At 39.3% G+C, this 24265-nt stretch carries 22 protein-coding genes and 5 tRNA genes; 24 read left to right on the top strand and 3 right to left on the bottom strand.

Features of this window, described 5'->3' with window-relative positions; all coding sequences use genetic code 11:
• The first annotated feature begins 35 nt into the window (after positions 1-35).
• From OQX61_RS06330 to OQX61_RS06345, 4 genes are all read left to right on the top strand, one after another.
• Positions 36-2816, top strand: a complete 2781-nt coding sequence (locus OQX61_RS06330) for a TonB-dependent receptor (RefSeq protein WP_265840808.1) — start codon at positions 36-38, stop codon at positions 2814-2816.
• A gap of 98 nt (positions 2817-2914) precedes the next feature.
• Positions 2915-4309: a hypothetical protein gene (locus OQX61_RS06335; RefSeq protein ID WP_265840809.1), complete on the top strand. Its 1395-nt coding sequence runs from the start codon at positions 2915-2917 to the stop codon at positions 4307-4309.
• Between the two features lie 351 nt (positions 4310-4660).
• Positions 4661-4930, top strand: a complete 270-nt coding sequence (locus OQX61_RS06340; protein WP_265840810.1) for a hypothetical protein — start codon at positions 4661-4663, stop codon at positions 4928-4930.
• 4 nt (positions 4931-4934) lie between these two features.
• Positions 4935-6077: a hypothetical protein gene (locus tag OQX61_RS06345; protein WP_265840811.1), complete on the top strand. Its 1143-nt coding sequence runs from the start codon at positions 4935-4937 to the stop codon at positions 6075-6077.
• A gap of 63 nt (positions 6078-6140) precedes the next feature.
• On the opposite strand, the gene OQX61_RS06350 is transcribed toward OQX61_RS06345, so the two are convergent.
• Complete coding sequence (locus OQX61_RS06350) at positions 6141-7892, bottom strand: GNAT family N-acyltransferase (protein ID WP_265840812.1); 1752 nt, start codon at positions 7890-7892, stop codon at positions 6141-6143.
• A 12-nt stretch (positions 7893-7904) separates the two neighbouring features.
• On the opposite strand from OQX61_RS06350, the gene OQX61_RS06355 reads away from it, so the two are divergent.
• From OQX61_RS06355 to OQX61_RS06365, 3 genes are all read left to right on the top strand, one after another.
• Positions 7905-8900, top strand: a complete 996-nt coding sequence (locus tag OQX61_RS06355; protein ID WP_265840813.1) for a helix-hairpin-helix domain-containing protein — start codon at positions 7905-7907, stop codon at positions 8898-8900.
• Between the two features lie 3 nt (positions 8901-8903).
• Positions 8904-9431 (top strand): adenine phosphoribosyltransferase, encoded by a 528-nt coding sequence (locus OQX61_RS06360; RefSeq protein WP_265840814.1) that lies wholly within the window; start codon positions 8904-8906, stop codon positions 9429-9431.
• 365 nt (positions 9432-9796) lie between these two features.
• Positions 9797-10540, top strand: a complete 744-nt coding sequence (locus OQX61_RS06365; RefSeq protein ID WP_265840815.1) for a LuxR C-terminal-related transcriptional regulator — start codon at positions 9797-9799, stop codon at positions 10538-10540.
• Here OQX61_RS06365 and OQX61_RS06370 read toward each other — a convergent pair.
• Complete coding sequence (locus tag OQX61_RS06370) at positions 10532-11584, bottom strand: RuvB-like domain-containing protein (protein ID WP_265840816.1); 1053 nt, start codon at positions 11582-11584, stop codon at positions 10532-10534. The two genes, OQX61_RS06365 and OQX61_RS06370, sit on opposite strands and share 9 nt — an antisense overlap.
• A 197-nt stretch (positions 11585-11781) precedes the next feature.
• Between OQX61_RS06370 and OQX61_RS06375 the strand changes: the two genes are divergently transcribed.
• A complete protein-coding gene (locus tag OQX61_RS06375) occupies positions 11782-12954 on the top strand; it encodes an acyl-CoA dehydrogenase family protein (protein WP_265840817.1) in 1173 nt (390 codons plus the stop codon).
• 93 nt (positions 12955-13047) lie between these two features.
• Here OQX61_RS06375 and OQX61_RS06380 read toward each other — a convergent pair whose 3' ends face one another.
• Entirely contained in the window at positions 13048-13419 is a 372-nt protein-coding gene (locus tag OQX61_RS06380; RefSeq protein WP_265840818.1) for a hypothetical protein, read from the bottom strand.
• 139 nt (positions 13420-13558) lie between these two features.
• Here OQX61_RS06380 and rpsU point away from each other — a divergent pair, with 139 nt between their 5' ends.
• The 16 genes from rpsU to rpoB all read left to right on the top strand — a co-directional run bounded on the left by rpsU (position 13559) and on the right by rpoB (position 24227).
• Positions 13559-13753 carry a 30S ribosomal protein S21 gene (rpsU, locus tag OQX61_RS06385; RefSeq protein ID WP_062551169.1) on the top strand — a complete coding sequence of 65 codons (195 nt, stop codon included), beginning with the start codon at positions 13559-13561 and terminating at the stop codon, positions 13751-13753.
• 138 nt (positions 13754-13891) lie between these two features.
• A complete protein-coding gene (locus OQX61_RS06390; RefSeq protein WP_265840960.1) occupies positions 13892-14776 on the top strand; it encodes a tyrosine-type recombinase/integrase in 885 nt (294 codons plus the stop codon).
• A gap of 14 nt (positions 14777-14790) precedes the next feature.
• Positions 14791-15138, top strand: a complete 348-nt coding sequence (gene raiA / locus OQX61_RS06395; RefSeq protein WP_265840819.1) for a ribosome-associated translation inhibitor RaiA — start codon at positions 14791-14793, stop codon at positions 15136-15138.
• Between the two features lie 207 nt (positions 15139-15345).
• Positions 15346-15418 (top strand) — tRNA-Thr (locus tag OQX61_RS06400).
• 43 nt (positions 15419-15461) lie between these two features.
• Positions 15462-15544, top strand: a tRNA-Tyr gene (locus OQX61_RS06405).
• Between the two features lie 10 nt (positions 15545-15554).
• Positions 15555-15627 (top strand) — tRNA-Gly (locus OQX61_RS06410).
• A 102-nt stretch (positions 15628-15729) separates the two neighbouring features.
• Positions 15730-15801, top strand: a tRNA-Thr gene (locus tag OQX61_RS06415).
• A 123-nt stretch (positions 15802-15924) separates the two neighbouring features.
• Positions 15925-17112: an elongation factor Tu gene (gene tuf / locus OQX61_RS06420; RefSeq protein WP_062550293.1), complete on the top strand. Its 1188-nt coding sequence runs from the start codon at positions 15925-15927 to the stop codon at positions 17110-17112.
• 119 nt (positions 17113-17231) lie between these two features.
• A tRNA-Trp gene (locus tag OQX61_RS06425) sits at positions 17232-17302 on the top strand.
• Positions 17303-17315: 13 nt separating this feature from the next.
• A complete protein-coding gene (gene secE, locus OQX61_RS06430; protein ID WP_062550292.1) occupies positions 17316-17513 on the top strand; it encodes a preprotein translocase subunit SecE in 198 nt (65 codons plus the stop codon).
• A 9-nt stretch (positions 17514-17522) separates the two neighbouring features.
• Positions 17523-18065, top strand: a complete 543-nt coding sequence (gene nusG / locus OQX61_RS06435; protein WP_062550291.1) for a transcription termination/antitermination protein NusG — start codon at positions 17523-17525, stop codon at positions 18063-18065.
• Between the two features lie 76 nt (positions 18066-18141).
• Positions 18142-18585: a 50S ribosomal protein L11 gene (gene rplK / locus OQX61_RS06440; RefSeq protein WP_073232496.1), complete on the top strand. Its 444-nt coding sequence runs from the start codon at positions 18142-18144 to the stop codon at positions 18583-18585.
• Positions 18586-18608: 23 nt separating this feature from the next.
• Entirely contained in the window at positions 18609-19307 is a 699-nt protein-coding gene (gene rplA, locus OQX61_RS06445; RefSeq protein WP_265840961.1) for a 50S ribosomal protein L1, read from the top strand.
• 2 nt (positions 19308-19309) lie between these two features.
• Positions 19310-19831 (top strand): 50S ribosomal protein L10, encoded by a 522-nt coding sequence (rplJ, locus tag OQX61_RS06450; protein WP_265840820.1) that lies wholly within the window; start codon positions 19310-19312, stop codon positions 19829-19831.
• A gap of 63 nt (positions 19832-19894) precedes the next feature.
• Positions 19895-20269 (top strand): 50S ribosomal protein L7/L12, encoded by a 375-nt coding sequence (gene rplL, locus OQX61_RS06455; protein WP_183865812.1) that lies wholly within the window; start codon positions 19895-19897, stop codon positions 20267-20269.
• A gap of 154 nt (positions 20270-20423) precedes the next feature.
• Positions 20424-24227 (top strand): DNA-directed RNA polymerase subunit beta, encoded by a 3804-nt coding sequence (gene rpoB / locus OQX61_RS06460; protein ID WP_062550288.1) that lies wholly within the window; start codon positions 20424-20426, stop codon positions 24225-24227.
• The last annotated feature ends 38 nt before the right edge of the window (positions 24228-24265 follow it).

Raw genomic sequence — 24265 nt, forward strand, 5'->3', positions numbered from 1 at the left:
GTAATAGCTTTGCCTGAAATAAATAACAGGGAAAATTGAAATCACAACTAAATCTTAAAAAGGCATTAATTACCGTTTTATTCGTAATTATTGGCAGCACAGTGTTTGCTCAAAACGGCAAAATTTCTGGTAAAGTATCTGATAAAAAGACAGGGGAAACACTAATCGGTGTAACTGTTAAAATAGCGGGTACCACTAAAGGTACCTCCACTGATGTGGAAGGTCGTTATGTGATTGCCGCAATGGCAGCAGGGAAGTATACGATCGAAGCTTCTTATATTGGTTATGCCACTAAGCTGATCACCGATGTTCAGGTGAAAGCGGGTGCTGCTACTCCGATTGACATCGTGATGGAAGAGTCGAATTCACAAAAACTGAATGAGGTGGTGATCACCGCCACAGCAAGTAAGGAATCGGTGAATACGCTTTTTGCCAATCAGAAAGCCAGCATCAGTATTTCAAGTGGTATCTCCGCAGAGCTGATCAGGAAGAGCCCGGATAAAAATACTTCGGAAGTTCTGAAACGTGTGAGTGGTGCCAGTATACAGGACAACAAGTTTGTGATTGTTCGTGGATTATCTGATCGCTACAACTCAGCCATGCTGAACAACTCAATGCTTCCAAATACAGAAGTAGATAAAAGAGCATTTTCTTTTGACATTCTTCCTTCCAACCTGATTGATGCCATTGTAATTAACAAAACTGCTTCGGCAGATATTCCTGCCGATTTTTCGGGTGGTGTGGTACAGATCACGACTAAAGACTTTCCTGATAATCCTTTTCTAAATTTATCTTTAGGTACGTCTATCAATATGCAATCGGCCTTTAAAGACTTTTATGTAGCACCAAGAGGTGGTCTGGAAGCTTTAGGGATTTATGATAAAGGAAGAGATATTCCAAAAGGTTTTCCATCTACAGATGTGTATAGAGCCTTGTCTCCAAATTCAGCAGAAAGGTTTGATTTTTCCAGACAATTCAAAAACAACTGGGGATATAACAAAGTAACCGCTAAACTGGGGCCGATCTTTCAATTGAATTATGGTACAAGTAAAGTGTTTAAAGACGATTCTAAATTCGGAACCGTATTGTCATTAACTTACCGATATGATGAGAAACTGAAAACTTCAGATCAGAAGGCTTATAGCGGACAGGCATTGGGTGATCAGTTTCATGACAACCAGTATAATTTCAACACCAGTATCGGTGCTTTAGCCAACTTCGCTTACTCCTGGGGTACCAATAAAATCACCTTTAAAAACATCTACAACAGGGTGCTTGAAAACCAGTTTACCCTACGTGAAGGTAAAGACGATTCAGGTGGTGAATTTATCAGAACCGGTGATTATTTATTGCAACGTTCTTTATTGAGCAACCAGTTATCCGGTGAGCATTTATTAACCGAAGACAGTAAAATCAAAATGGACTGGAACCTGAACTATGCGAATACGGATAGAAAAGAGCCGGGTTATAAGCGTATGGAATATTCCAAAGATGGGATAGCTGCGATTCAACCGGCTTCAGCTGATGCCAAACTTGCTGGTAATTTCAACTCTAAGCTGAATGAGGATGCTTATGGTGGCGCCTTAAACTTTACCATTCCGGTTTCCTGGTTCCAGGATAAGAATAAAATTAAGTTCGGATATTTTGGTCAGTACAGAAAGCGTGATTTCAATGCAAGGATTTTAGGTTTCATCAGAAACGGTGATTTTGATAATTCTTTATTGACTTTACCTCAGGATCAGATCTTTGCTTCGGAAAATATCCGTCCGAATGGATTTGTATTGGATGAGATTACCAACGGTAGCGACCATTATGATGCGAGTGCCTTCCTTAATGCTGGTTACGCCATGTTTGATGGTTACCTGACCGATAGAATAAGATTTAGTGTTGGTGCGAGATTAGAGTCTTACCAGTTAAAATTAAATAGCGTAGACAATGGTAAACCCGTGAACATTGATTCAACCGCAACAAACCTATTGCCATCTGCCAACCTGATCTATAACTTAACAAATAAAGCGGATATCCGTGTTTCTGCCTCCCAAACGGTTGGACGTGCAGAATTCAGAGAGCTTGCACCTTTCCCTTTTTATGACTTCAATAAAAACATGAACATCAGGGGTAATGCAGCGTTGAAACAATCAAAAACAACCAACCTGGATTTAGGTTATGCTTTTTACCCTTCTTCAGGAGAAACGTTCTCGGTGTCTACTTTCTATAAGTACTTCGATTCGCCAATAGAGCAGACTTTACAACTTGGAGGAGGAAGGTCATTGAGCTATGCGAACTCTGAATCAGCAACAGTATATGGAATTGAACTGGAATTCAGAAAATCACTGAAATTCCTGGGTGAGCAATTCAACAACTTTACCTTCAATACCAATGCTTCTTATATCAAGTCGGAAGTGGTTGTTTCAAAATTGGTGAACGCAAATGGCGTAAGACCAATGCAAGGACAGTCTCCATACCTGGTTAATGCAGGCCTTACTTATAGCAGTACTTCTGCAAATACTTTGGGCGTGACTTTATTGTTCAACAGGGTAGGTCCACGTATCTGGGCAATCGGTAACGTAGAAGATCCTGATATTTATGAATATTCAAGAAACATCCTGGATCTTCAGGTTTCCAAAAAGTTTGCGAAGTCCAGAGCAGAAGTAAAACTGAACTATAGTGATATTTTGAATAACACAGGTTATTACTACCAGAAAGTAAAAGGTTCTGACCCAAATGCGTCTTTCGACAAGAGAACAGATAATATTAACATTGCAGACCGTTTTGGATCTTCGATCTCTATCGGCTTCTCTTATAAAATCAAATAGTCTTAACGATAACTTAACACCTATAGCGGCTATTCTTAATCCATAATTAATATTGGATTAATGTAGCCGCTGTAGATTTGACTAAACAATAAACAGACATGAAAAATAGATTAAACTTAAGCCTGTTAGCATTATTAGTTACAGGAGCTACAGCAATAACCGGTTGTAAAAAAGGTGGTGGTGACTCAATTATTGATCCTATTGTAGACCCAGCTGTTCCTGCAACATTAGCGGATGCGTTTTTTGATAAAGTAAGTTACAGAGGTGCTTTCGGTACTACAGACTGGACCGCCAGCTGGACCAACTTCACACCAAAAACAACAGTCTATGGTGCAACTACAGTGACCTTATCAGGTGATATTTCTGCTAACATGACCTTAGATGCTTCGGTAGTTTATTTGTTAAAGGGATTTGTATATGTTAAAAGTGGCGCTACTTTAACGATTCCTGCGGGAACGGTAATCCGTGGTGATAAAGTTTCTAAAGGTACCTTAGTAGTTACACGTGGCGGTAAGGTGAATGCGGAAGGAACTGCCGCAAAACCAATCGTGTTCACTTCAAACGAAGCAGCAGGCTCAAGAGCTCCTGGTGATTGGGGTGGGATTATCATCCTTGGTAAATCGACCAACAACATCCCTGGTGGTGAAGGTTTGATCGAAGGTGGTTTAACTCTTCCTGAAGGAAATCACGGTGGTACTATTCCTGATGATAATTCTGGTGTGCTTAAATATGTACGTGTTGAATTCCCTGGTATTGCTTATACAACTAACAATGAGATCAACGGGATTACTTTTGGTTCTGTAGGTTCTAAAACGGTAGTTGATTACGTTCAGGTTTCTTACTCCGGTGATGATTCATTCGAATGGTTTGGTGGTACTGTAAATGCAAAACACCTTGTTTCTATTGCAAACGTTGATGATGTGTTTGATTTTGATAACGGTTTTTCTGGTAGACTACAGTACTTGGTAGCACAAAGGAATCCGGAATTGGCCGATCAGGCTGGTCAGTCTAATGGCATTGAATCTGATAACTCAGATAAAGTTTTCGATTCGAATCCTCGAACCAGACCTGTACTTTCAAATGTTACAATTATAGGTCCCGGTGTTACAGCTGATGCAAAACATGAATATGCTAACCTATGGAGGAAAGGATCGAAAATGATACTTGCAAACTCTATTTTTATCGGCTTCAAATATGGTATCGATGTTAGAAATGTTGAAACAAGTAATGCTTTAGTTGATGGTTCTTCATTAATTAAAAATAATATCTATCAAGCTTTTACTGCTGATAGAGAAGTTGTAGCCGGAGGCTTTACTGCTGGTGCTGCTTCGTTTGCAACTGCTGCTGAGTTTAAAACTTACCTGACCTCAAAAGGAAATACCTTTTCGGATGCAACTGCTGCAGCTACTTTATTGGAAAATCCATTTAGTTTAACTGCTCCTAACTTCTTATTGAAAGCAGGATCATCAGCTAGCGCTGGCGCAACATTCTAATCAACAAAATACAATTTAATCATACAGACCGTCTTATAACTAGTTTATAAGGCGGTTTTTGATATTGGAATAAATTGGTTAAAATAAACCATCATGCCCATTTAGTCCCAGGGTCTAGTATTTCTAACACAGGTCACTAACGGCAAAGCTTATGGTGGCAACAACTATCCTATTTGACCTCTTATAAACCTATGTGTAATATGATTTTTCGTATCTTTTAAGTTAATTATTTGATATTTTTTTAATTAATCATTTGTTTATAGTCCGTTAATTTTAATTGTGTTAATTGTTGAAAAATTAATTATGAATATGAAAAATTATTTGCTGTTTTTTGGAAAAACAGCGTCATTTATGGCATTGGCAACAATAGCCTTAAGTGCTTGTGAAAAAGATGAATCTATTAAAAAGGATTCCAAAGAAATTGCTATAGAAAAGATTGATGCAGTATCTGAAGCATCCTTATTGAAATTTTTGTCTATTAGTTTAGATGTAGATATAGAGGAGATCAATTATGATAAATCTAATAACGAATACATCATAAGAGGGAACAAGTTCAATAAGACAGAGATGGAAAAAATCTATCTGGATGCAAATATTTACCATAAAGAATACGGCAAATAGAGATATGAAAAATTATAAAAATATTTTCCTTCTTTTATTGGTGTTTTTGGCCAATGTTTTTGTGTTAAAGGCAGATGTAAGAGTGTATTCATTCAAGATTCAACCTTCATATTTAGCTCCTGGTGGAGGGTTAAATGTACCGAAACTAAATGCAAAAACTCCTTTTAAAATTGCGGTATCATTGAGTAGATCCATGTTTTCGAACGGCGCGTATGAATCCGGTGCCTGTAAGGTTACACTCGTTTACGCTGGTTATAATGGAACAACTGAACTCGGAACAAGAGATGTAACTAGTGCTGACTTTAATGGGACAGGTTTTCTTACCATTGGAATGGATGCTGAGTTAGCTGCTGGTATAGTTAATGGGGGGCTGTATCTGCGGTTTACTTATTTTGATACTCCCCAGCAAAAATTATTAACTCAGGAAAGGAATAATGAATCCATACCCCTTAAGTATACTGGCCCAAGAGCTCCTATATCAGATCTTTTTACTTATCCTGCACTTAATCAATTTGAAGTAGGAGTTAAGTTGCCAAATGAAGAGATAGAATTAAAATGGAGAAAATCTGAATTAGGAGGAGCAAGTACTGTTAATATTACGATTTATGAAATTGAGACGACCTATCCGGGTAATCCCTCTTCAATCATAATTTCTAAACAGCAAGTGCCTAATACGGGCTCATTGAAGCTTGATGCAGCAGCATTACAAGCTTTAAAGGTCAAGCTTTCTTTTGATTACCATTTTAGCTATTATGTAGTAATTGAGACCTTAGAGGGGATGAATGGAAAGAGCGGATTGTTTTGTTTTGTCAATGAACATCCAGGCCTTTGGCCAGATGACGTGCCAAATAGTTACCCCCATGCTTTTTGGATATTTAGGCCAGATAGTTCTGGGTCTGGCTACGGAGAGCTTAAGGTGAAGTGGTTAGTTGACAGGATAAATGCTTCAAATGTCTCTATAGATTTATATAATGAAGATGGAACCTTTAATCGAAATTTGATTAGCTCAACGCCTAATACTGGAAATTTCATGCTACCCAAAACGAATAATGTACCATTGGGTCCCTTCTATCAGTTTAAAATAACTTCTATCGAGAATCCATCAGAGTATGGTTTTTCCGAAGTATTTCATCATTATTTAGATTAATTGATCTCTTATACTTTTGAATTAAATTTAAAGAGCCACGGTGAATATCGTGGCTCTTTAAATTTAGAAGTTCTTGCCAACCTTCTCCAGCATTTCTGCAGGAATGTTCTGCATATCTACCAGAAGGAATCCATCGAGGCAGTCGGAGAATTTAGGATCAATATTGAAACAGATAATCTTCGCATTCAGGTTCATGTATTGCCTTAACAATACCGGAATCTTAATGTGGGTATTCTCAATATCTGAGATCAGACTATCCAGGTCTTTTAAAGATTCACTGCTTTCAACCAGCAGGTTTTTATCAATGGCAGATAAGTCTGCTTTAAATTTGTTCTTAGGCTTCACGAAAGCCGCCAGTTCGTAATCAAAATGGTTCTTCGTGATGTAATCCACAATCAGTGATTTGGAGAACTTAGAGAAGTTATTACTGATGCTTACCGGACCAAACATATAACGGTATTGCGGGTTGTCCAGCAGGTATTTTAAAATCCCTTTCCACAGTAAGAACAGGGGTAATGGTTTTAGCTGGTATTCCTTGCGGATCCATGAACGGCCAAGCTCTATTCCTTTTCTCAGGATGGGGTAAAATGGCTCTTTAATTTTGAAAAGTTCAGAAAGGTAAAAACCTCTTCTGCCCATGGTATCCAAAATCTCATCGCCTTTACCAATCCGGTAAGCACCCACGATGTTTTGCTTTTCTTTATCCCAGATAAACAAGTGGTGGTAATAGATATCGTAATTGTCCAGGTCGATCTTTTTGTTCGTTCCTTCGCCAACTTCTCTGAAAGTAATCTCGCGTAAGCGTCCGATCTCTTTCAGGATGTTTGGAATGCTGGAGGTTGGCGTGATGTAAACTTCGTAGTTTTTCTCCTGCCATACCCTGAAGGTTTCCAGTTCCTCAATCTCGGATACAATCAGTGAACGCTCAGTTTCCTCGATTATAGGCTCCGGTTTCTTTTTGATCTTGAAAAGATTGATCGGATTGAATAGTTTTTTCTCTTGTTCCAGTCCTGTTCCTAAAGCATAGGTACGGGCACGTAAGAAATCAAGAAGCTTATTGGTATTGTTTCTGTAAGAGATGTCTTCGATATGAATCGGCTTTCCTATTCTTACTTTTATCTTTAGGCCTTGCTTATTCAGGAATTCTGAAGGAAGTTTGGCAGTTCTTAGTGTGGGGTGAATGAAACTTAAAATGTTAAACAGGACGCCATTGTTGCCATGGAAATAAATTGGCACTACGGGTACTTTTGCACGGGCAATTAATTTACCTACTACCGGGTGCCATAGGCGATCGGTAATTTCCTGCTTATCCAGACTAAAGGTGGATACCTCACCGGCAGGGAAAATCCCTATTGGTGTTCCACTTTGCAATAAGTCGAAGGTGGCTTTAAGACCGCTGATGCTGGAAGTATGTTGTACGTTCTCGAATGGGTTTACGGCAACAAAAAACTCGCTCAGGTTAGGGATCTTTTTAAGAATAAAGTTGACCATGACTTTAGCTTCCGGTCTGACTGTACATAAGAGTTTTACAAGCGCTAAACCTTCAATACCACCATAAGGATGATTGGCGATCGCAATAAAACCTCCGGTTTTAGGAATGCTTTTCAGGTCGTCTTCGTCAAAGTCTATCGTAACGCCGATGGTCTCTAATATTTTGTCAACAAATTCTAATCCGTTATAATGTTTGTTCTGGGAAAAAACCTTGTTGATGTCATTCAGTTTCATCATCTCCATAAGCAAGGCTGCCAGGCCAGGCACGCCCAGCTTATCTATTTTTGTGGCCTCTGCAAACTCTTTGGTGGTTATGATCTTCATCTAATTTTGTATGTGAATAATAAAGCAATTTCAAAAATAAGATTTATATTTTTAAATAACAGTACCTACCTTGTGCAGGTGATCAGAAAATGGCGAAATAACTACTTTGAATTTTCTAAAAGTCAGTTTAACGGACTGTTGGTGTTAATTACACTGATTTGTTTGATTGCGGTATTTCCTCCGGTTTACCGGGCTTTGGTTCCTTTGCAGCTGCCAACGGACGAAGAGCAGCTGGCCATGCTTAAACTGGAACTGGCCAATGCGCCGAAAACTCCCCAAAGCAGGTATGGAAATGAGCGTCGGTCCGGAAATCAAAGGGAGTATCCCCGTGTTTCAGCCTATAGAAAACCTTCCTTGTTTTATTTTGACCCGAATTTAATCGGACAGGAAAGCTGGCAGCAACTCGGCTTGTCCGAAAAGCAGGCACAAGCGATTTTAAACTACCGGTCTAAAGGTGGGGTATTCCGTACGCCATCGGATTTGAAGAAGATGTATACAATTCGTCCGGAATTGTACCGGTTGCTCGAACCCTATGTTCAGATTCAGTCTGTGGGAAAGGCGTCAGTCTATCGTCCGGATCGCCCTGCGCAAATCTTCCGGCCAAAAGAAATGATTAGGGTTGCATTGAATACAGCAGATACCCTGGAGCTGGACCGCATCTCCGGGATAGGCAAGGTGTTTGCCAGAAGGATTGTGGCCTACCGGGAGCAGATTGGTGGGTTTCATAAGAAGGAACAACTGATGGAGGTGTTTGGTATCGACAGTCTGAAGTTTCAGGAAATCAAAGGGCAGGTATCTGTGGACCCTGGTGTCCTGAGGAAAATCAATATCAATACGGCAAGCTCCGCTGATTTCAAGCGTCATCCTTATCTGCGTTACCAACATATTAACGCTTTGATTGCCTATAGAAAACAACACGGAAATTATAGTAATATTGCGGACTTAAATAAGGTGGTTATTATGACACCTGAATTGATTGAAAAAATAGCGCCTTATCTTATTTTTTGAAAAATGATAGCAGAGAAAATTAAAAAGACAGTTCGGGACGTAATTGATTTCCCAAAACCCGGAATTGTATTTAAAGACATTACCCCGATTTTAAAGGATCCTGAGTTATGTCAGGAGATCCTGGAATTTTTAGCTGCACAGCTGGCCAACGAGAAAATTGATGTGGTGGCAGGGATTGAAAGCAGGGGCTTTTTATTTGGTCCGGGATTGGCACAATTGTTAAATGTGCCTTTTGTTCCTATCCGTAAGGCTGGGAAACTGCCTTATAAAACAATAAAGGAGTCTTATGCGTTAGAATATGGAACGGCAACAATTGAAGTTCATGAAGATGCTTTATTGCCGGGACAAAGGGTTTTGATTCATGATGATTTACTGGCTACCGGCGGTACAGTTGTTGCTGCTTCAAAGCTGATGATGCAATTGGGTGCTTCTGTTGCAGCCTATTCCTTTATCATTAGCCTTGATTTTTTAAATGGGAAAGACCGCTTAACACCTTATGGCGTTAATGTACATTCCCTGGCTGGTTATTAAGCTTTTTGGGAAGCGGGTATGAATGCAATCCTAAACTGGTTAGGATTGCGCACTCATAAATATAAAAGGGGGGAGTTATATACTAGTTGGTAATTTTGCAGGCCTGGTAAAAGCAAAAAATGAATAACACGATGGCAATTACCTTTAGCAGAACGATCGTGTATCGGGTAACATAAGATTTGTTGATGTTTTTGGTATACATAGTGTAATGTTTATATAGATAATTGATCTGTTTTCTATATTGTTGGGGTAGATTTTTGTTTATGTATTTATTTTGCCGTAAAATTACTATTGGATAAGAGGCTTGTCAACTGAGAAAATACGCAGTTATTCATTTTTATTCTATAAAAAGCAACCATATTACAATGAAAATGCAGTCGGGAAAGAACTTTGGGGATTATTCTAAAACATTTATCACGGATGTCCCTACGGATTTGGAAAGTGAGACGGCCATTTTTTTCGCCCGGACTTTACCCAGATTTCCGGATGAAGCGATTTACATTTACTCTTTTAAAGAAAACCGCATGATTTATGCCGGTGGTTGGGAAGAGATCTTAGGTTATAAAGACGACGAAATTAATATGCTGGCTCTTGTAAATATGTCGGCACCAGAATTTGCCCCATTTTCTCATGAGCTCAATGATAAGGCCCTTCAGTTTATTCATCAGAAGAGCAAAGACCTCGAAAAGTATAGCTTCAGTATAGAATTGAAGAAAATTCACAAGGATGGGACAGCAGTTCCTATTTCTGCAAGGGTAGGGGTATACAGTTCTGAAAATGGAAAGATCACCGCAATTATTGGTCGTTTTCAAGTCAACAGGAGCCTGATTTTTGGTAAAGTCATGCGCTATGCGGCTTATGGGCCGGAAAAGGAGAAGTTTGAAGAGGAGCTGAATAAGATTTTATTCAGCTACCTGGCCATTTCTAATAAGGAAAGGGAAGCTTTAGAGCTGGTGGCAAAAGGTTATTCCTTTAAGGAGATTGCCCGTGACCTTAAGGTTTCACATTCTGCAATAGAAAAGCGGATCATTCCTTTGTATAAGCGTTTCAATGTAAAAAGCCTTACCCATCTGGTGAGCTTCGCTTACGACAATTCTATTTTACCTTAAGGAGTGGTCCAGATTAACACGGAGTACGTTTGAATCGGCAATGCCAATCTGTTTAAATAAGTGCTCCCAGCGTTCCTCCTGCTGCCCGGTACTTTCTTCATTACCCATTACCCAAATGGTATTCATTTTTTTTAGATATTCTTTATTGAAAGGTCCGTATTCCGGATTATCCAGTAATTCATAGAACAAGGGCGCCCGAAGGATGTCTTTTTTGATAAGTCCGCCGGGATTAATGTCATCTATGATCAACAGCGAAGAGTCGTGCCATGCCCATGATCCCGGAGAAATGGCTACCCTTTCTGCTCTCTCAAAAAACATAGACAATAATTTTGTGGCGGTTACATAACTGCATCGGTTGTTCTTAATCGATAATTCTGTGGCAATGGCTACAGAGAGCGAGGTTTTACCGCTTCCTTTAGATCCGAATAATAACAGGTGTTTTCCGCTTTGTGGGGTTTTTACGAAATCTGTAATCACCGCTTTGTGATCTTCCCCGATCTTGAATTTCCATTGGCTTAAACGCAGCTGGAAAGGATATCCTGCATTTTGAAGGTGCATTTTTGTGGAATACCAGTAGTATGAGGGGTAAATAGCCATCACACAAAGCATCAGAAAAGTCACCATTGCAGGTAGGCTATACGCACAAAGTAAGCTGCAGGCAAATGCACCAAGTCCAAAAAAGCATAAATCGGTCAGGGTATCAAAAGTGATATTCCCCCATTCCGGGTGAAAGATATAGCCCTGTTGCTGAAGGTTCTTTTTTTTTGCGTTGACATTAAAAAGCAGCGGGCCAAGGAAGTTGTACAGTTCAAATAGAATCCAGCATCCCCAGATGATGACAGGTGCCCATATTTCAGGTCTGGATAGTTCCGTTCGGGAGCTGAGAAAGGTGTAAAGTATAAAGGTTGGAATAAAGCCGAGGGAAAAATGTCCAAACTGATTGGCCATCCATGAGTAGGTGAGGGTCACTCCACGGTAAGCATCTTTCCCAATCAGGTCATTTTTTAACTGTTGAAATATGTCTTTTCGGGTAATAAATCTCATGATTGCGCTTAATTTTTAGTTTTTTCAAAACTAAATTAAAAAAAATATAAACAAAATGTGGCGCTATTGCTTTCCTTAAAAATGAAGGGGTACGGTTAATGAACTAAATACCGTTTCGTTCTATCAGGAGGCGAATTTTCAACTGTGGTTGCTGTAGTTTTTATTCCTTATAATTGCTCAAATTCAAACAATAAGATATGTTAGAAACGATGGATAGTTCTGTAGGATACAACTTTAGTATTTCAGAAAATCAGGAGATGATCAGGAAGATGGTAAAGGATTTTGCTGAAAAAAATATTCGTCCTCACGTAATGGAATGGGATGAAGCGCAACACTTTCCGGTTGAGGTTTTTAAAAAACTCGGCGGATTGGGATTGATGGGCGTGCTGGTTCCGGAAATTTATGGAGGTTCTGGTTTTGGCTATCAGGAATATGTTGATGTGATTGTGGAAGTAGCGAAGGTTTGCGGCTCTATCGGCTTATCTGTAGCAGCACACAATTCTTTATGTACAGGACATATTTTAGCTTTTGGTACAGAAGAACAAAAACATAGATGGTTGCCTAAGCTGGCGACTGCAGAATGGATTGGTGCCTGGGGTCTTACAGAAGCGAATACCGGTTCTGATGCTTTGGGTATGATGACTACTGCAAGATTAGAAGGTGACGAGTATGTGATCAATGGGGCTAAAAACTGGATCACCCACGGTAAAAGTGGTGATGTGGCAGTAGTGATGGTTCGTACTGGTGATAAAGGGGATTCAAAAGGGATTTCGGCAATCGTTGTAGAACGTGGTACGCCAGGCTTCTCTGCTGGTAAAAAGGAGAATAAACTGGGTATGCGTGCCTCGGAAACGACGGAGATGATTTTCGACAACTGTCGTGTGCCTAAAGAAAACCTGTTGGGCAAGGTAGGCGAAGGATTTAAGCAGGCCATGAAGGTGTTGGACGGTGGCAGGATTTCTATTGCCGCCTTATCTTTGGGAATTGCCAAAGGCGCATATGAAGCCGCTGTAGCTTATGCAAAAGAACGTCATCAGTTTGGACAACCGATCGCCAGCTTTCAGGGCATTAGCTTTAAACTGGCAGATATGGCCACAGAGATTGAGGCTGCAGAGTTATTGATCAGACAGGCTGCTGATTTAAAGAACCGTGGATTACCGATGACCAAGGAATCGGCCATGGCCAAATATTTTGCTTCTGAAGTATCGGTCCGTTGTGCCACAGAGTCTGTACAGATTTTCGGCGGATACGGATATACGAAAGATTTTCCGGTAGAGAAGTTTTACAGGGATAGTAAATTGTGTACGATTGGGGAGGGGACTTCCGAAATACAAAAAATTGTGATCGCAAGGGAAATTTTAAAAGATTAAATAGGTATATTACCTATTGTATAAAGCATATTCTAACCAAATATAACCAGAAACGGATACGGCGACTTTAAGGGTCGCCGTATTTTTTTATTTTTACTGGATGGAAATGATTTCATAAACCACATAGTTGCTATAGCCTCTCCATGGTAAGGCACCCATATACTCTTTGTAGCGCAATTCAAATACTTTCCCGCTGTTCAGCATCATTTTCTCTGCTATTTCAGCATTTTCTACAGAAAACTCAAATTCATTGGATTGAATATTCCCGGTTTGTTTGGACCTTATTCCGGTCTGGATCAGTTTACCTTCGTAGGTTTTAAACAGATAACCTTTTTTGACTACATAGTTGAGCTCTCCGGCCTTTACGCCTTCTCCAAGTACAAAGTAGAAGCGGAAGTAGACAAAGCTGGCCAGGACGAGCAGGACGATCCCGAGAATGATGAAAATCGTTTTTTTTGATTTCATAGGTTTTTGAGTAAGTGTTAAAACATAGACAAAATTACTTGGGCATTGTTTTAAATAAAAATACACTTATTGTTTTGATTACCAAAACAAAGCTCTATCTTTGCAATCCTAAAAACAACGAGAGGGGGTATATTACGTTATGATTATCATTAATATTAAAGACGGCGAATCACTAGATAAAGCCTTGAAACGTTTCAAAAAGAAATTTGAAAAAACAGGTGTGTTAAGAGAATTGCGTAGCCGCCAAGCTTATGAGAAAAAATCTGTAGCTCGTCGTACGTTAGTTAAACATGCTATTTACAAGCAGAACATGCAACTTGAAGGAACTGTATAGTTTCTAAAAAGTTTCTATGATATTAAAGCGCTATTGGTGAACCCGGTAGCGCTTTTTTATTTTTAATCTGAAATTTCTGGCTGTTTCCCGAAGGATCTTTTGTATATTCACTTATCGTGTTTTACAAATAGTATGCCTATGGTTATTGCGCAATTCCTCCTTTATCTCCAGCACGAGAAACGTTATTCTCCACATACCCTGAAGTCTTATCAAACGGACTTGCTGCAATTTAGTGATTACCTGCAGCAGACCTTTGAGCTGCCGGTGATGGAAGCTGGTCATCCCCAGGTTAGAAGTTATATGGTTGCCTTAATGGAAGAGGAGGTTTCTGAGCGTTCTATAGGTAGGAAGCTCTCTACGCTTCGCAGCTTCTATAAATATCTGTTGCGTGAAGGTTTGATCAGCGTGAGTCCGATGACGCTGGTCAGGGCGCCAAAAATCCCCCAAAGACTTCCTGTATTTATAGAAGACCAGAAACTGGATATTTTACTGGACTCGGGCGAATTCTTCAATGATACTTTTCCTTCTGTTCGTGATAAACTGGTGATTGAAACTTTGTTTGGAACCGGTATGCGTTTGGCAGAATTACTTTCGCTCAGCGCGGAAAGCATTGATTTTTATGGCGCTACGATCCGTGTGACGGGAAAAAGAAATAAGGAAAGAATTATTCCCGTCAGTAAACTCCTTACTGATCAGCTGAAAGCTTACCTTGATATAAAAACATTACAAAATTTTCATAACAAAATGGGTCCCTTAATCGTTACAGATAAAGGAACACCAGCTTATCCTAAACTAATTTATAGGATTGTGACCAGTTATTTGACATATATATCCACACAGGATAAAAAAAGCCCCCATGTGTTGCGTCATTCTTATGCGACGAGCCTTTTAAACAGGGGGGCAGATTTGAATGCAATTAAAGAGTTATTAGGTCATGCCAGCCTTGCGGCTACACAGGTATATACGCATAACTCAATAGAGAGATTAAAATCAATATATAAACAAGCCCATCCAAAGGCATAAAAAAGGAGGAAACAATGAAAATTACAGTTCAATCGATCCATTTCAATGCAGACCAGAAATTGTTGGAGTTTATTCAAAAGAAAACAGATAAGTTAGACCAGTACTTCGACCAGATAATTAGTGGGGAGGTTTATTTGAAATTAGAAAATGTAGAGGATGAAGCAAACAAAATAAGTGAGATCAAACTGATCGTTCCCGGCGTAACGATGTTCGCAAAGGAACAATGTAAAACTTTTGAGGAGGCCACAGATTTAGCAATTGAGTCATTAAGAAAGCAAATCACTAAACACAAAGATAAAACACGAGAAAAATTAAGTGAACATAAAGCAATTTTAAATGCCAACGAAGTATCTGATTATTAGGCTGATATTTTGAAGGTTTTTAAGAAAAAGGGTGGCAGGATCAAGTCCTGCCATTTTTTTTTTAAAATAATTTTGGATCATATTAAAATTGGTGTACATTTGCAATCCCAATCAGAGAGGGCGTTTCTCTTAAAAGATTCGGATTAGTTCTGTGAAAGATTAAAATTTGAAAAAATCATTGTGCATACCATTGCAATGATCATATTAGCCTCCTTAGCTCAGCTGGTAGAGCAACTGACTTGTAATCAGTAGGTCATTGGTTCGATCCCGATAGGAGGCTCTTTTAACTTCGATACTGCAAAGTATTGGCAGGTTAAAGGTAGGGGGGGATACCAGAGTGGCCAAATGGGACAGACTGTAACTCTGTTGTCGCAAGACTTCGAAGGTTCGAATCCTTCTCCCCCCACAATAAAAAAGCGAAAGTAGCTCAGTTGGTAGAGCGATAGCCTTCCAAGCTATAGGTCGCGAGTTCGAACCTCGTCTTTCGCTCAAAATTGGAAAAGCTGGAGAATCGGCAAGGAATTGAGTAGTTCAATCCGAATATCAAAATTGAACTACTTAATTTAATTTAGATTGAAGCTGAGATTAAAAGCCGAAGTAGCTCAGCGGTAGAGCACTTCCTTGGTAAGGAAGAGGTCGTGGGTTCAAGTCCCATCTTTGGCTCAAGATAAAAACAAGCTTTGTTGAATCTGTCGTTTATAGCAGTTGAACAAGGTTTTTTGTGTTGAATTTGTATCAAAACAATTAATTAATAAAAAGTTATAACCTACTAATAAGTATAAAAACATGGCAAAAGAAAAGTTTGACCGCAGCAAGCCGCACTTAAACATCGGCACAATCGGTCACGTTGACCACGGTAAAACAACCTTAACAGCAGCTATCACTAAAGTGTTATCTGATGCTGGTTTATCTGAGGCGCGTTCATTTGATTCTATTGACTCTGCTCCAGAGGAAAAAGAAAGAGGTATCACTATCAATACAGCACACGTTGAGTATTCAACAGCTAACCGTCACTATGCACACGTTGACTGTCCAGGTCACGCGGATTATGTAAAGAACATGGTTACTGGTGCTGCACAAATGGATGGAGCTATCATCGTTGTAGCTGCTACAGATGGTCCAATGCCACAAACTCGTGAGCACATTCTATTGGCTCGTCAGGTTGGTGTTCCTTCATTGGTAGTATTCATGAATAAAGTGGATATGGTTGACGATCCTGAATTACTAGAATTAGTAGAGATGGAAGTTCGTGAATTATTATCTTTCTATGAATTCCCTGGTGATGATATCCCTGTAATTCAAGGTTCAGCTCTTGGTGGCTTGAACGGAGATCCTACTTGGGTTGCTAAAATCATGGAATTAATGGATGCTGTAGATAGCTACATTCCAATCCCTCCACGTTTAACTGAACTTCCATTCTTAATGCCTGTTGAAGATGTATTCTCGATCACTGGTCGTGGTACTGTTGCAACTGGTCGTATTGAGCGTGGTGTAATCAACTCTGGTGATCCTGTTGAGATCCTGGGTATGGGTGCTGAAAATCTTAAATCAACTGTAACAGGTGTTGAGATGTTCCGTAAGATCCTTGATTATGGTGAAGCTGGTGATAACGTAGGTCTATTGTTACGTGGTATTGAGAAAACTGATATCCGTCGTGGTATGGTAATCTGTAAACCAGGTTCAGTAACTCCTCACACAGATTTCAAAGCTGAGATCTATGTATTATCAAAAGCAGAAGGTGGACGTCACACTCCATTCTTTAACAAATACCGTCCACAATTCTATTTCCGTACCACAGACGTTACAGGTGAAATCACCTTAGTTGAAGGAACTGAAATGGTAATGCCAGGTGATAACGTTACTATCAATGTTAAATTGATCAACGCAATCGCAATGGAAAAAGGTCTACGTTTCGCAATCCGTGAGGGTGGTAGAACAGTAGGTGCTGGTCAGGTAACTGAAATTGTAAAATAATTTAAAGCCAACAGGCATTAAATAACCAAATAAAGCAAAGTATCCGGGCTTTAACCGCCCGGTACTTTGTTTCTAATAAAGCTGCTAAATCCTGGTTGAAGGGATAAAGCATAATATACACGGGAATAGTTCAACGGTAGAATAGAGGTCTCCAAAACCTTTGATCAGGGTTCGAATCCTTGTTCCCGTGCTAATAAAAGATTATGGCTAAAGTAGTTCAATTTATTAAAGAATCGTATGAAGAAATGACCCAGAAGGTTACTTGGCCTACATGGGGAGAATTGCAAAATTCTGCAGTGCTGGTTCTGGTAGCTTCGTTTATCATTGCATTAGTCGTTTTTGCAATGGATAAGGGATCTACTTTTGTTTTAGATACTTTTTATAAATCACTTTCTAATTAATATAGCTAAATGGACGATCAGTTGAAATGGTATGTAGTTAGGGCGGTAAGCGGTAAAGAGAAGAAGGTAAAACAGTATATCGATTCTGAAATTAGCCGTTTAGGTTTTTCTCACCTTGTTCCTCAGGTATTAATCCCAATGGAGAAATACTATCAAATGAAAGAAGGAAAAAAGATTGCGAAAGAACGTAACTTCTATCCCGGATATGTTTTGATTGAAGCGAATTTGGACGGAGAGCTGGAGCACATTATTAAGAATGTTAATAGTGTAATTGGTTTTCTGGGAGATAAAGGCGGAAACCCGGTACCTATGCGTCAAGCAGAGGTTAATCGCATTTTAGGTAAAGTTGATGAGATGAGCCAGCAAGGTGAAACCATGAACGTAACTTACTATGTTGGAGAGAACGTAAAAGTAATGGATGGACCATTTAATGGTTTTACCGGCGTGATCGAAGAGGTGAACGAAGAGAAGAAAAAACTGAAAGTAATGGTTAAGATTTTCGGAAGAAAAACTCCACTGGAGCTTAACTATATGCAGGTAGAAAAAGAATAGAAATATTATATAAGATCTTAAATGTTACTTGCTTCCAACATTATAACATTGAGTATTAAAATTAACAAAACAGAAAATGGCAAAAGAAGTCAGTGCACTTGTTAAGTTACAAATCAAGGGTGGAGCTGCAAATCCATCACCACCAGTAGGACCTGCTTTAGGTGCTAAGGGGGTGAACATTATGGAGTTTTGCAAGCAATTCAATGCTCGTACCCAAGATAAGCCAGGTAAAGTATTACCAGTTGTAATCACTGTTTATGCTGACAAGTCTTTCGAATTTATCATCAAAACCCCTCCGGTTGCTATCCAGTTAAAGGATGCTACTAAATTAACGAGTGGTTCTGCTGAGCCCAACCGTAAGAAAGTTGGTTCGGTGACTTGGGATCAGGTTAAGTCAATTGCTGAAGATAAAATGACTGATTTAAATGCTTTCACTATCGAATCGGCAATGAGTATGGTTGCCGGTACAGCACGCAGTATGGGAATCACCGTTAGCGGTGATGCACCTTGGACAAATTAATTAACAAAAAACAGTTTACAACAGTGGCTAAATTAACAAAAAATCAAAAAAAGGCACATGCTAAACTAGAATCTGGTAAAACGTATTCTTTACAGGATGCGGCTGCTTTGGTAAAAGCAATAACTACTACTAAATTTGATGCATCGGTTGATATCGACGTAGCATTAGGAGTAGATCCACGTAAAGCCAATCAAATGGTTCGTGGTATTGCAACTTTACCACACGGTACAGGTAAAACTGTACGTGTATTAGTTCTTTGTACTCCTGATAAGGAAGAAGAGGCTAAAGCGGCAGGTGCAGATTTTGTAGGTTTAGACGAATATGTAGCCAAGATTGAAGGTGGATGGACTGATGTTGACATTATTATCACTACTCCTGCTTGTATGGCAAAAGTAGGTAAACTGGGCCGCGTTTTAGGTCCACGTAACCTTATGCCAAACCCTAAGTCAGGTACTGTAACTAACGAAGTTGGTAAAGCAGTAACTGATGTAAAAGGCGGAAAGATTGATTTTAAAGTTGACAAAAGTGGTATCATACACGCTTCAATAGGAAAAGTATCATTCCCAGCAGAAAAAATATATGAAAACGCATTAGAAGTACTTCAGGTAATTTCTAAGCTAAAACCATCTGCTGCAAAAGGAACTTATTTTAAGAGCATTCATGTTTCTTCTACTATGAGTCTTGGAATTGCAATCGAAACTAAATCAGTAGCGGGGATTTAATTATGAACAGAGAAGAAAAACACGTACTCGTTTCAGCACTTCTAGAGAAGATGCAGGAATTCGGTAATTTTTACATTGCCGATACATCAAGCTTATCTGTTGAGAAAGTAAACATCATCCGTCGCAAATGTTTTGAAAGCGGGATTGAAATGCAGGTAGCTAAAAATACTTTGATCAGAAAAGCGATCGAAGGATTAGACGGCGACGCATCAGAAATCTTTGTAGCGCTTAAAGGTCAATCAGCATTATTATTCTCTACAGTAGGTAACGGTCCAGCTAAGCTGATCAAAGCCTTGAGAAAAGGATCTGATAAACCACAACTTAAAGCAGCTTATATCGATTCAACAGTATTCGTTGGTGATAACCAATTAGATACTTTAGTGAGCTTGAAATCAAGAGAAGAGCTTATTGGAGACATCATTGGATTATTACAATCACCAGCTAAGAATGTGGTTTCAGCTTTACAGTCAAGCGGTAACAAAATTGCAGGAATTGTTAAAACTCTTCAAGAGAGAGAAGGTTAAGGAACACCTCATAAGTTCAAATTATAAATTATTATTTTACGTAAATTTTTAAAATCTATAAATATGGCAGATTTAAAAGCGTTTGCTGAGCAATTGGTAAACTTAACAGTTAAAGAAGTTAACGAATTAGCTCAAATCTTAAAAGACGAGTATGGTATCGAACCAGCTGCTGCTGCAGTTGCTGTTGCAGGTCCTGCTGGTGATGCTGCTCCTGCAGCTGAAGAAAAATCAACTTTTGATGTAATCTTAAAAGAAGCTGGTGGTTCTAAATTAGCAGTTGTTAAATTGGTAAAAGATCTTACTGGTCTAGGTTTGAAAGAAGCTAAAGATTTAGTTGATGGCGCACCAAAAGAATTAAAAGCTGGTGTTTCTAAAGACGAAGCTGAAGCTTTGAAAAAACAATTAGAAGAAGCTGGAGCTGTAGTTGAAATTAAGTAATCACTTAATTTTAATATAACTTTAAACATAGACTCCGACTGTATAGTCGGAGTCTATACCTGTTTATAAACATTTCATCTTGTTTGGCTGGTGAAAACGTTTAACGGCAAACCAAACAAATAGTTTATTCTTAAACTAAATTAACTTTAGTCCATTGGCAAATAAAGTCGACCAAAGAGTAAATTTTGCACGTAGTAAGCACATCATAGATTACCCGGATTTTCTAGATGTACAGTTGCAATCATTCAGAGAATTTTTTCAGATCGAGACCACTTCAGATAACCGTCATACAGAAGGTTTATTTAAGGTGTTTGCTGAAAACTTCCCAATCACAGATTCTAGAAATATATTTGTTTTAGAATTCCTAGATTATTTTATTGATCCACCGCGTTATGATATACCTGAGTGTATTGACCGTGGGTTAACGTATAGTGTTCCATTAAAAGCGAAGCTGAAACTTTCTTGTAATGATGCAGAACACGAAGATTTTGAAACCATCATTCAAGATGTGTACCTGGGAACTATTCCATATATGACCCCTAAAGGTACCTTCGTAATCAACGGTGCAGAGCGCGTAATTGTTTCTCAATTACACAGGTCGCCAGGTGTGTTCTTCGGTCAAAGCCGTCACACAAATGGTACTAAGCTTTATTCTGCGCGTGTGATTCCTTTCAAAGGTTCATGGATCGAGTTTGCTACTGACGTAAATAACGTGATGTATGCTTATATCGACCGTAAGAAAAAATTCCCGGTAACTACACTATTGCGTGCAATCGGTTATGATTCTGATAAAGATATCCTTGAATTGTTTGATCTTGCTGATGAAGTAAAAGTTAGCAAATCAGGTTTAAAGAAATACATCGGACGTAAACTTGCTGCAAGAGTTCTAAGAAAATGGGTTGAAGATTTTGTGGATGAAGATACCGGTGAGGTAGTTTCCATTGATCGTAACGAAGTAATCTTAGACAGAGATACTGTTTTAGAAGATGAGCACATTGATATGATCATTGATGCAGGTGTTAAAACGATCATCTTATCTAAAGATGATGGTGCCAGTCAAGCTGATTATACCATTATCTATAATACTTTACAAAAAGATACTTCAAACTCCGAAAAAGAGGCTGTTGAAAACATCTACCGTGCTTTGCGTAACGCAGAACCACCTGATGAGGAAACTGCAAGAGGTATCATTGAGCGTTTGTTCTTCTCGGATAAACGTTATGACTTAGGAGATGTTGGTAGATACCGCATCAACCGTAAGTTGAAAATGGATACTCCTGATCACGTTAAAGTATTGACAAAAGCAGATATTATTGCGATTGTTAAATACCTGATCAAACTGATCAACTCTAAAGAAGAAGTGGATGATATTGATCACTTGTCGAATCGTCGTGTTCGTACAGTAGGTGAGCAATTATACGCTCAATTTGGTGTTGGTTTAGCGCGTATGGCCCGTACCATTCGTGAGCGTATGAACATTCGTGATAACGAGGTGTTTACCCCAACAGACTTAATTAATGCCCGTACTTTATCGTCGGTAATTAATTCATTCTTTGGTACCAACCAGTTATCGCAGTTCATGGACCAGACAAATCCTCTGGCAGAGATTACGCACAAACGTCGTCTTTCAGCCTTAGGCCCTGGTGGTCTTTCACGTGAACGTGCCGGTTTCGAGGTACGTGACGTTCACTATACTCACTACGGTCGTCTTTGTACGATTGAAACTCCGGAGGGTCCAAACATTGGTTTGATCTCTTCTCTTTGCGTTCACGCGAAGATTAATAACTTAGGTTTCATTGAAACTCCATACAAAAAAGTTAAAGACGGAATTGTTCAGGTAGATGAGGATGTGATTTACCTGTCTGCAGAAGATGAAGATGGTAAAACTATTGCACAAGCGAATGCTGCTTATGATGATCAAGGTAATTTCACCACTGCACGTGTTAAAGCACGTTACGAGGGTGACTTCCCGGTTATTGAGCCTGAGAAATTAGACTTAATGGACGTGGCACCTAATCAGATTACATCGATCGCTGCTTCGTTGATTCCTTTCCTTGAGCATGATGATGCGAACAGGGCCTTGATGGGATCCAACATGCAACGTCAGGCCGTACCATTGTTACGTCCTGAAGCACCAATCGTTGGTACAGGTTTAGAAGGTCGCGTAGCCCGCGATTCAAGAACACTGATCAATGCTGAAGGTGAAGGTGTAGTAGAATATGTGGATTCAAATGAGATCACTATTAAGTATGTTAGAAACGATGCAGATCGTTTGGTTTCATTCGAAGGTGATAGCAAAACATATAAATTAATCAAATTCAAGAAAACCAATCAGAATACTTGTATCAACTTGAAACCAATCGTTAAGAAAGGTCAGAAAGTAGTAAAAGGACAAGTACTTTGTGAAGGTTATGCTACTGAAAATGGTGAATTGGCATTAGGAAGAAACTTAAAAGTTGCTTTCATGCCTTGGCAAGGATACAACTTTGAGGATGCGATCGTAATTAGCGAGCGTATTGTTCGTGAAGATATCTTTACTTCATTACACATTGAAGAGTTTGAATTAGAAGTGCGTGACACGAAACGTGGAGAAGAGGAATTAACACCAGATATCCCTAACGTTTCAGAAGAAGCAACTAAAGATTTAGATGAAAACGGTATTATCCGTGTAGGTGCTGAAGTTAAAGAAGGAGACATCCTGATTGGTAAGATCACTCCTAAAGGAGAATCTGATCCTTCGCCGGAAGAGAAATTACTACGTGCGATCTTTGGTGATAAAGCAGGTGATGTGAAAGATGCATCCTTGAAAACTCCTCCTTCGATCAAAGGTGTGGTAATTGATACTAAGTTATTCTCAAGAGCTAAGAAAACTACTAAAGCTGAAGAAAAAGCAGCGATAGAGAAATTAGATAAGAGATATGACCTTGCAACTACTAATCTGAAAAATGAGCTTGTAGATAAATTGTTCCAGATTGTAAACGGTAAAACATCTCAGGGTGTATTCAATGTTTACAAGGAATTATTATTCCCTAAAGGCGCTAAGTTTACGCAGAAAAGTCTTGCTGATCTGGAATATGCTCACATCAATCCATACAAATGGACTACTGATGAAGAGAAAAATGACCAGATTAAATTGCTGTTGCACAACTATGGTATTCGTGTGAACGAAGAATTAGGTGCTTACAAACGTGATAAATTTGCCATCAGTGTTGGTGATGAATTACCATCAGGTATTGTACAAATGGCTAAGGTTTATGTAGCTAAAAAGCGTAAATTAAAAGTAGGTGATAAGATGGCTGGTCGTCACGGTAATAAGGGTATTGTAGCCCGTATCGTTCGTGATGAAGATATGCCGTTCTTAGAAGATGGAACACCTGTTGATATCGTGTTGAACCCACTGGGTGTACCTTCACGTATGAACCTTGGCCAGATCTATGAAACTGTATTGGCATGGGCCGGTAAAGAATTGGGTGTGAAATTTGCAACTCCAATCTTTGATGGTGCTAAACATGACGAGGTAGAAGACTGGATCGCTAAAGCTGGTGTACCTGCTTCAGGTAGAACTTACTTACATAACGGTTTAACGGGTGAGAAATTTGACCAGCCAACAACTGTAGGTATTATCTACATGTTGAAATTAGGACACATGGTTGATGATAAGATGCACGCTCGTTCAATCGGACCATATTCATTAATTACACAACAACCATTGGGTGGTAAAGCTCAATTCGGTGGTCAGCGTTTTGGTGAGATGGAGGTTTGGGCATTAGAGGCATTCGGTGCGGCTAATATCCTGCAGGAGATCTTAACTGTTAAGTCAGATGATGTGATCGGTAGGGCCAAAACTTATGAGGCGATTGTAAAAGGCGAAAACCTTCCTACGCCAGGTGTACCAGAATCATTCAATGTATTGGTACATGAGTTACGCGGATTAGGTTTAGATATTACGTTAGACTAATGTTGAATTTTTTAATGCTGGAACGGACCGCAGTTAAG

Origin of the sequence: Pedobacter sp. PLR, assembly GCF_026239675.1 — a bacterium.
Lineage (GTDB): Bacteria > Bacteroidota > Bacteroidia > Sphingobacteriales > Sphingobacteriaceae > Pedobacter.

Excerpts from the sequence above, each read along its gene's own strand:
- OQX61_RS06335 (WP_265840809.1), top strand. The coding sequence starts at position 2,915 with ATGAAAAATAGATTAAACTTAAGCCTGTTAGCATTATTAGTTACAGGA.
- OQX61_RS06340 (WP_265840810.1), top strand. The coding sequence starts at position 4,661 with ATGGCATTGGCAACAATAGCCTTAAGTGCTTGTGAAAAAGATGAATCT.
- OQX61_RS06345 (WP_265840811.1), top strand. The coding sequence starts at position 4,935 with ATGAAAAATTATAAAAATATTTTCCTTCTTTTATTGGTGTTTTTGGCC.
- OQX61_RS06350 (WP_265840812.1), bottom strand. The coding sequence starts at position 7,892 with ATGAAGATCATAACCACCAAAGAGTTTGCAGAGGCCACAAAAATAGAT.
- OQX61_RS06360 (WP_265840814.1), top strand. The coding sequence starts at position 8,904 with ATGATAGCAGAGAAAATTAAAAAGACAGTTCGGGACGTAATTGATTTC.
- OQX61_RS06365 (WP_265840815.1), top strand. The coding sequence starts at position 9,797 with ATGAAAATGCAGTCGGGAAAGAACTTTGGGGATTATTCTAAAACATTT.
- OQX61_RS06370 (WP_265840816.1), bottom strand. The coding sequence starts at position 11,584 with ATGAGATTTATTACCCGAAAAGACATATTTCAACAGTTAAAAAATGAC.
- OQX61_RS06375 (WP_265840817.1), top strand. The coding sequence starts at position 11,782 with ATGTTAGAAACGATGGATAGTTCTGTAGGATACAACTTTAGTATTTCA.
- OQX61_RS06380 (WP_265840818.1), bottom strand. The coding sequence starts at position 13,419 with ATGAAATCAAAAAAAACGATTTTCATCATTCTCGGGATCGTCCTGCTC.
- rpsU (WP_062551169.1), top strand. The coding sequence starts at position 13,559 with ATGATTATCATTAATATTAAAGACGGCGAATCACTAGATAAAGCCTTG.
- OQX61_RS06390 (WP_265840960.1), top strand. The coding sequence starts at position 13,892 with ATGGTTATTGCGCAATTCCTCCTTTATCTCCAGCACGAGAAACGTTAT.
- raiA (WP_265840819.1), top strand. The coding sequence starts at position 14,791 with ATGAAAATTACAGTTCAATCGATCCATTTCAATGCAGACCAGAAATTG.
- tuf (WP_062550293.1), top strand. The coding sequence starts at position 15,925 with ATGGCAAAAGAAAAGTTTGACCGCAGCAAGCCGCACTTAAACATCGGC.
- secE (WP_062550292.1), top strand. The coding sequence starts at position 17,316 with ATGGCTAAAGTAGTTCAATTTATTAAAGAATCGTATGAAGAAATGACC.
- nusG (WP_062550291.1), top strand. The coding sequence starts at position 17,523 with ATGGACGATCAGTTGAAATGGTATGTAGTTAGGGCGGTAAGCGGTAAA.
- rplK (WP_073232496.1), top strand. The coding sequence starts at position 18,142 with ATGGCAAAAGAAGTCAGTGCACTTGTTAAGTTACAAATCAAGGGTGGA.
- rplJ (WP_265840820.1), top strand. The coding sequence starts at position 19,310 with ATGAACAGAGAAGAAAAACACGTACTCGTTTCAGCACTTCTAGAGAAG.
- rplL (WP_183865812.1), top strand. The coding sequence starts at position 19,895 with ATGGCAGATTTAAAAGCGTTTGCTGAGCAATTGGTAAACTTAACAGTT.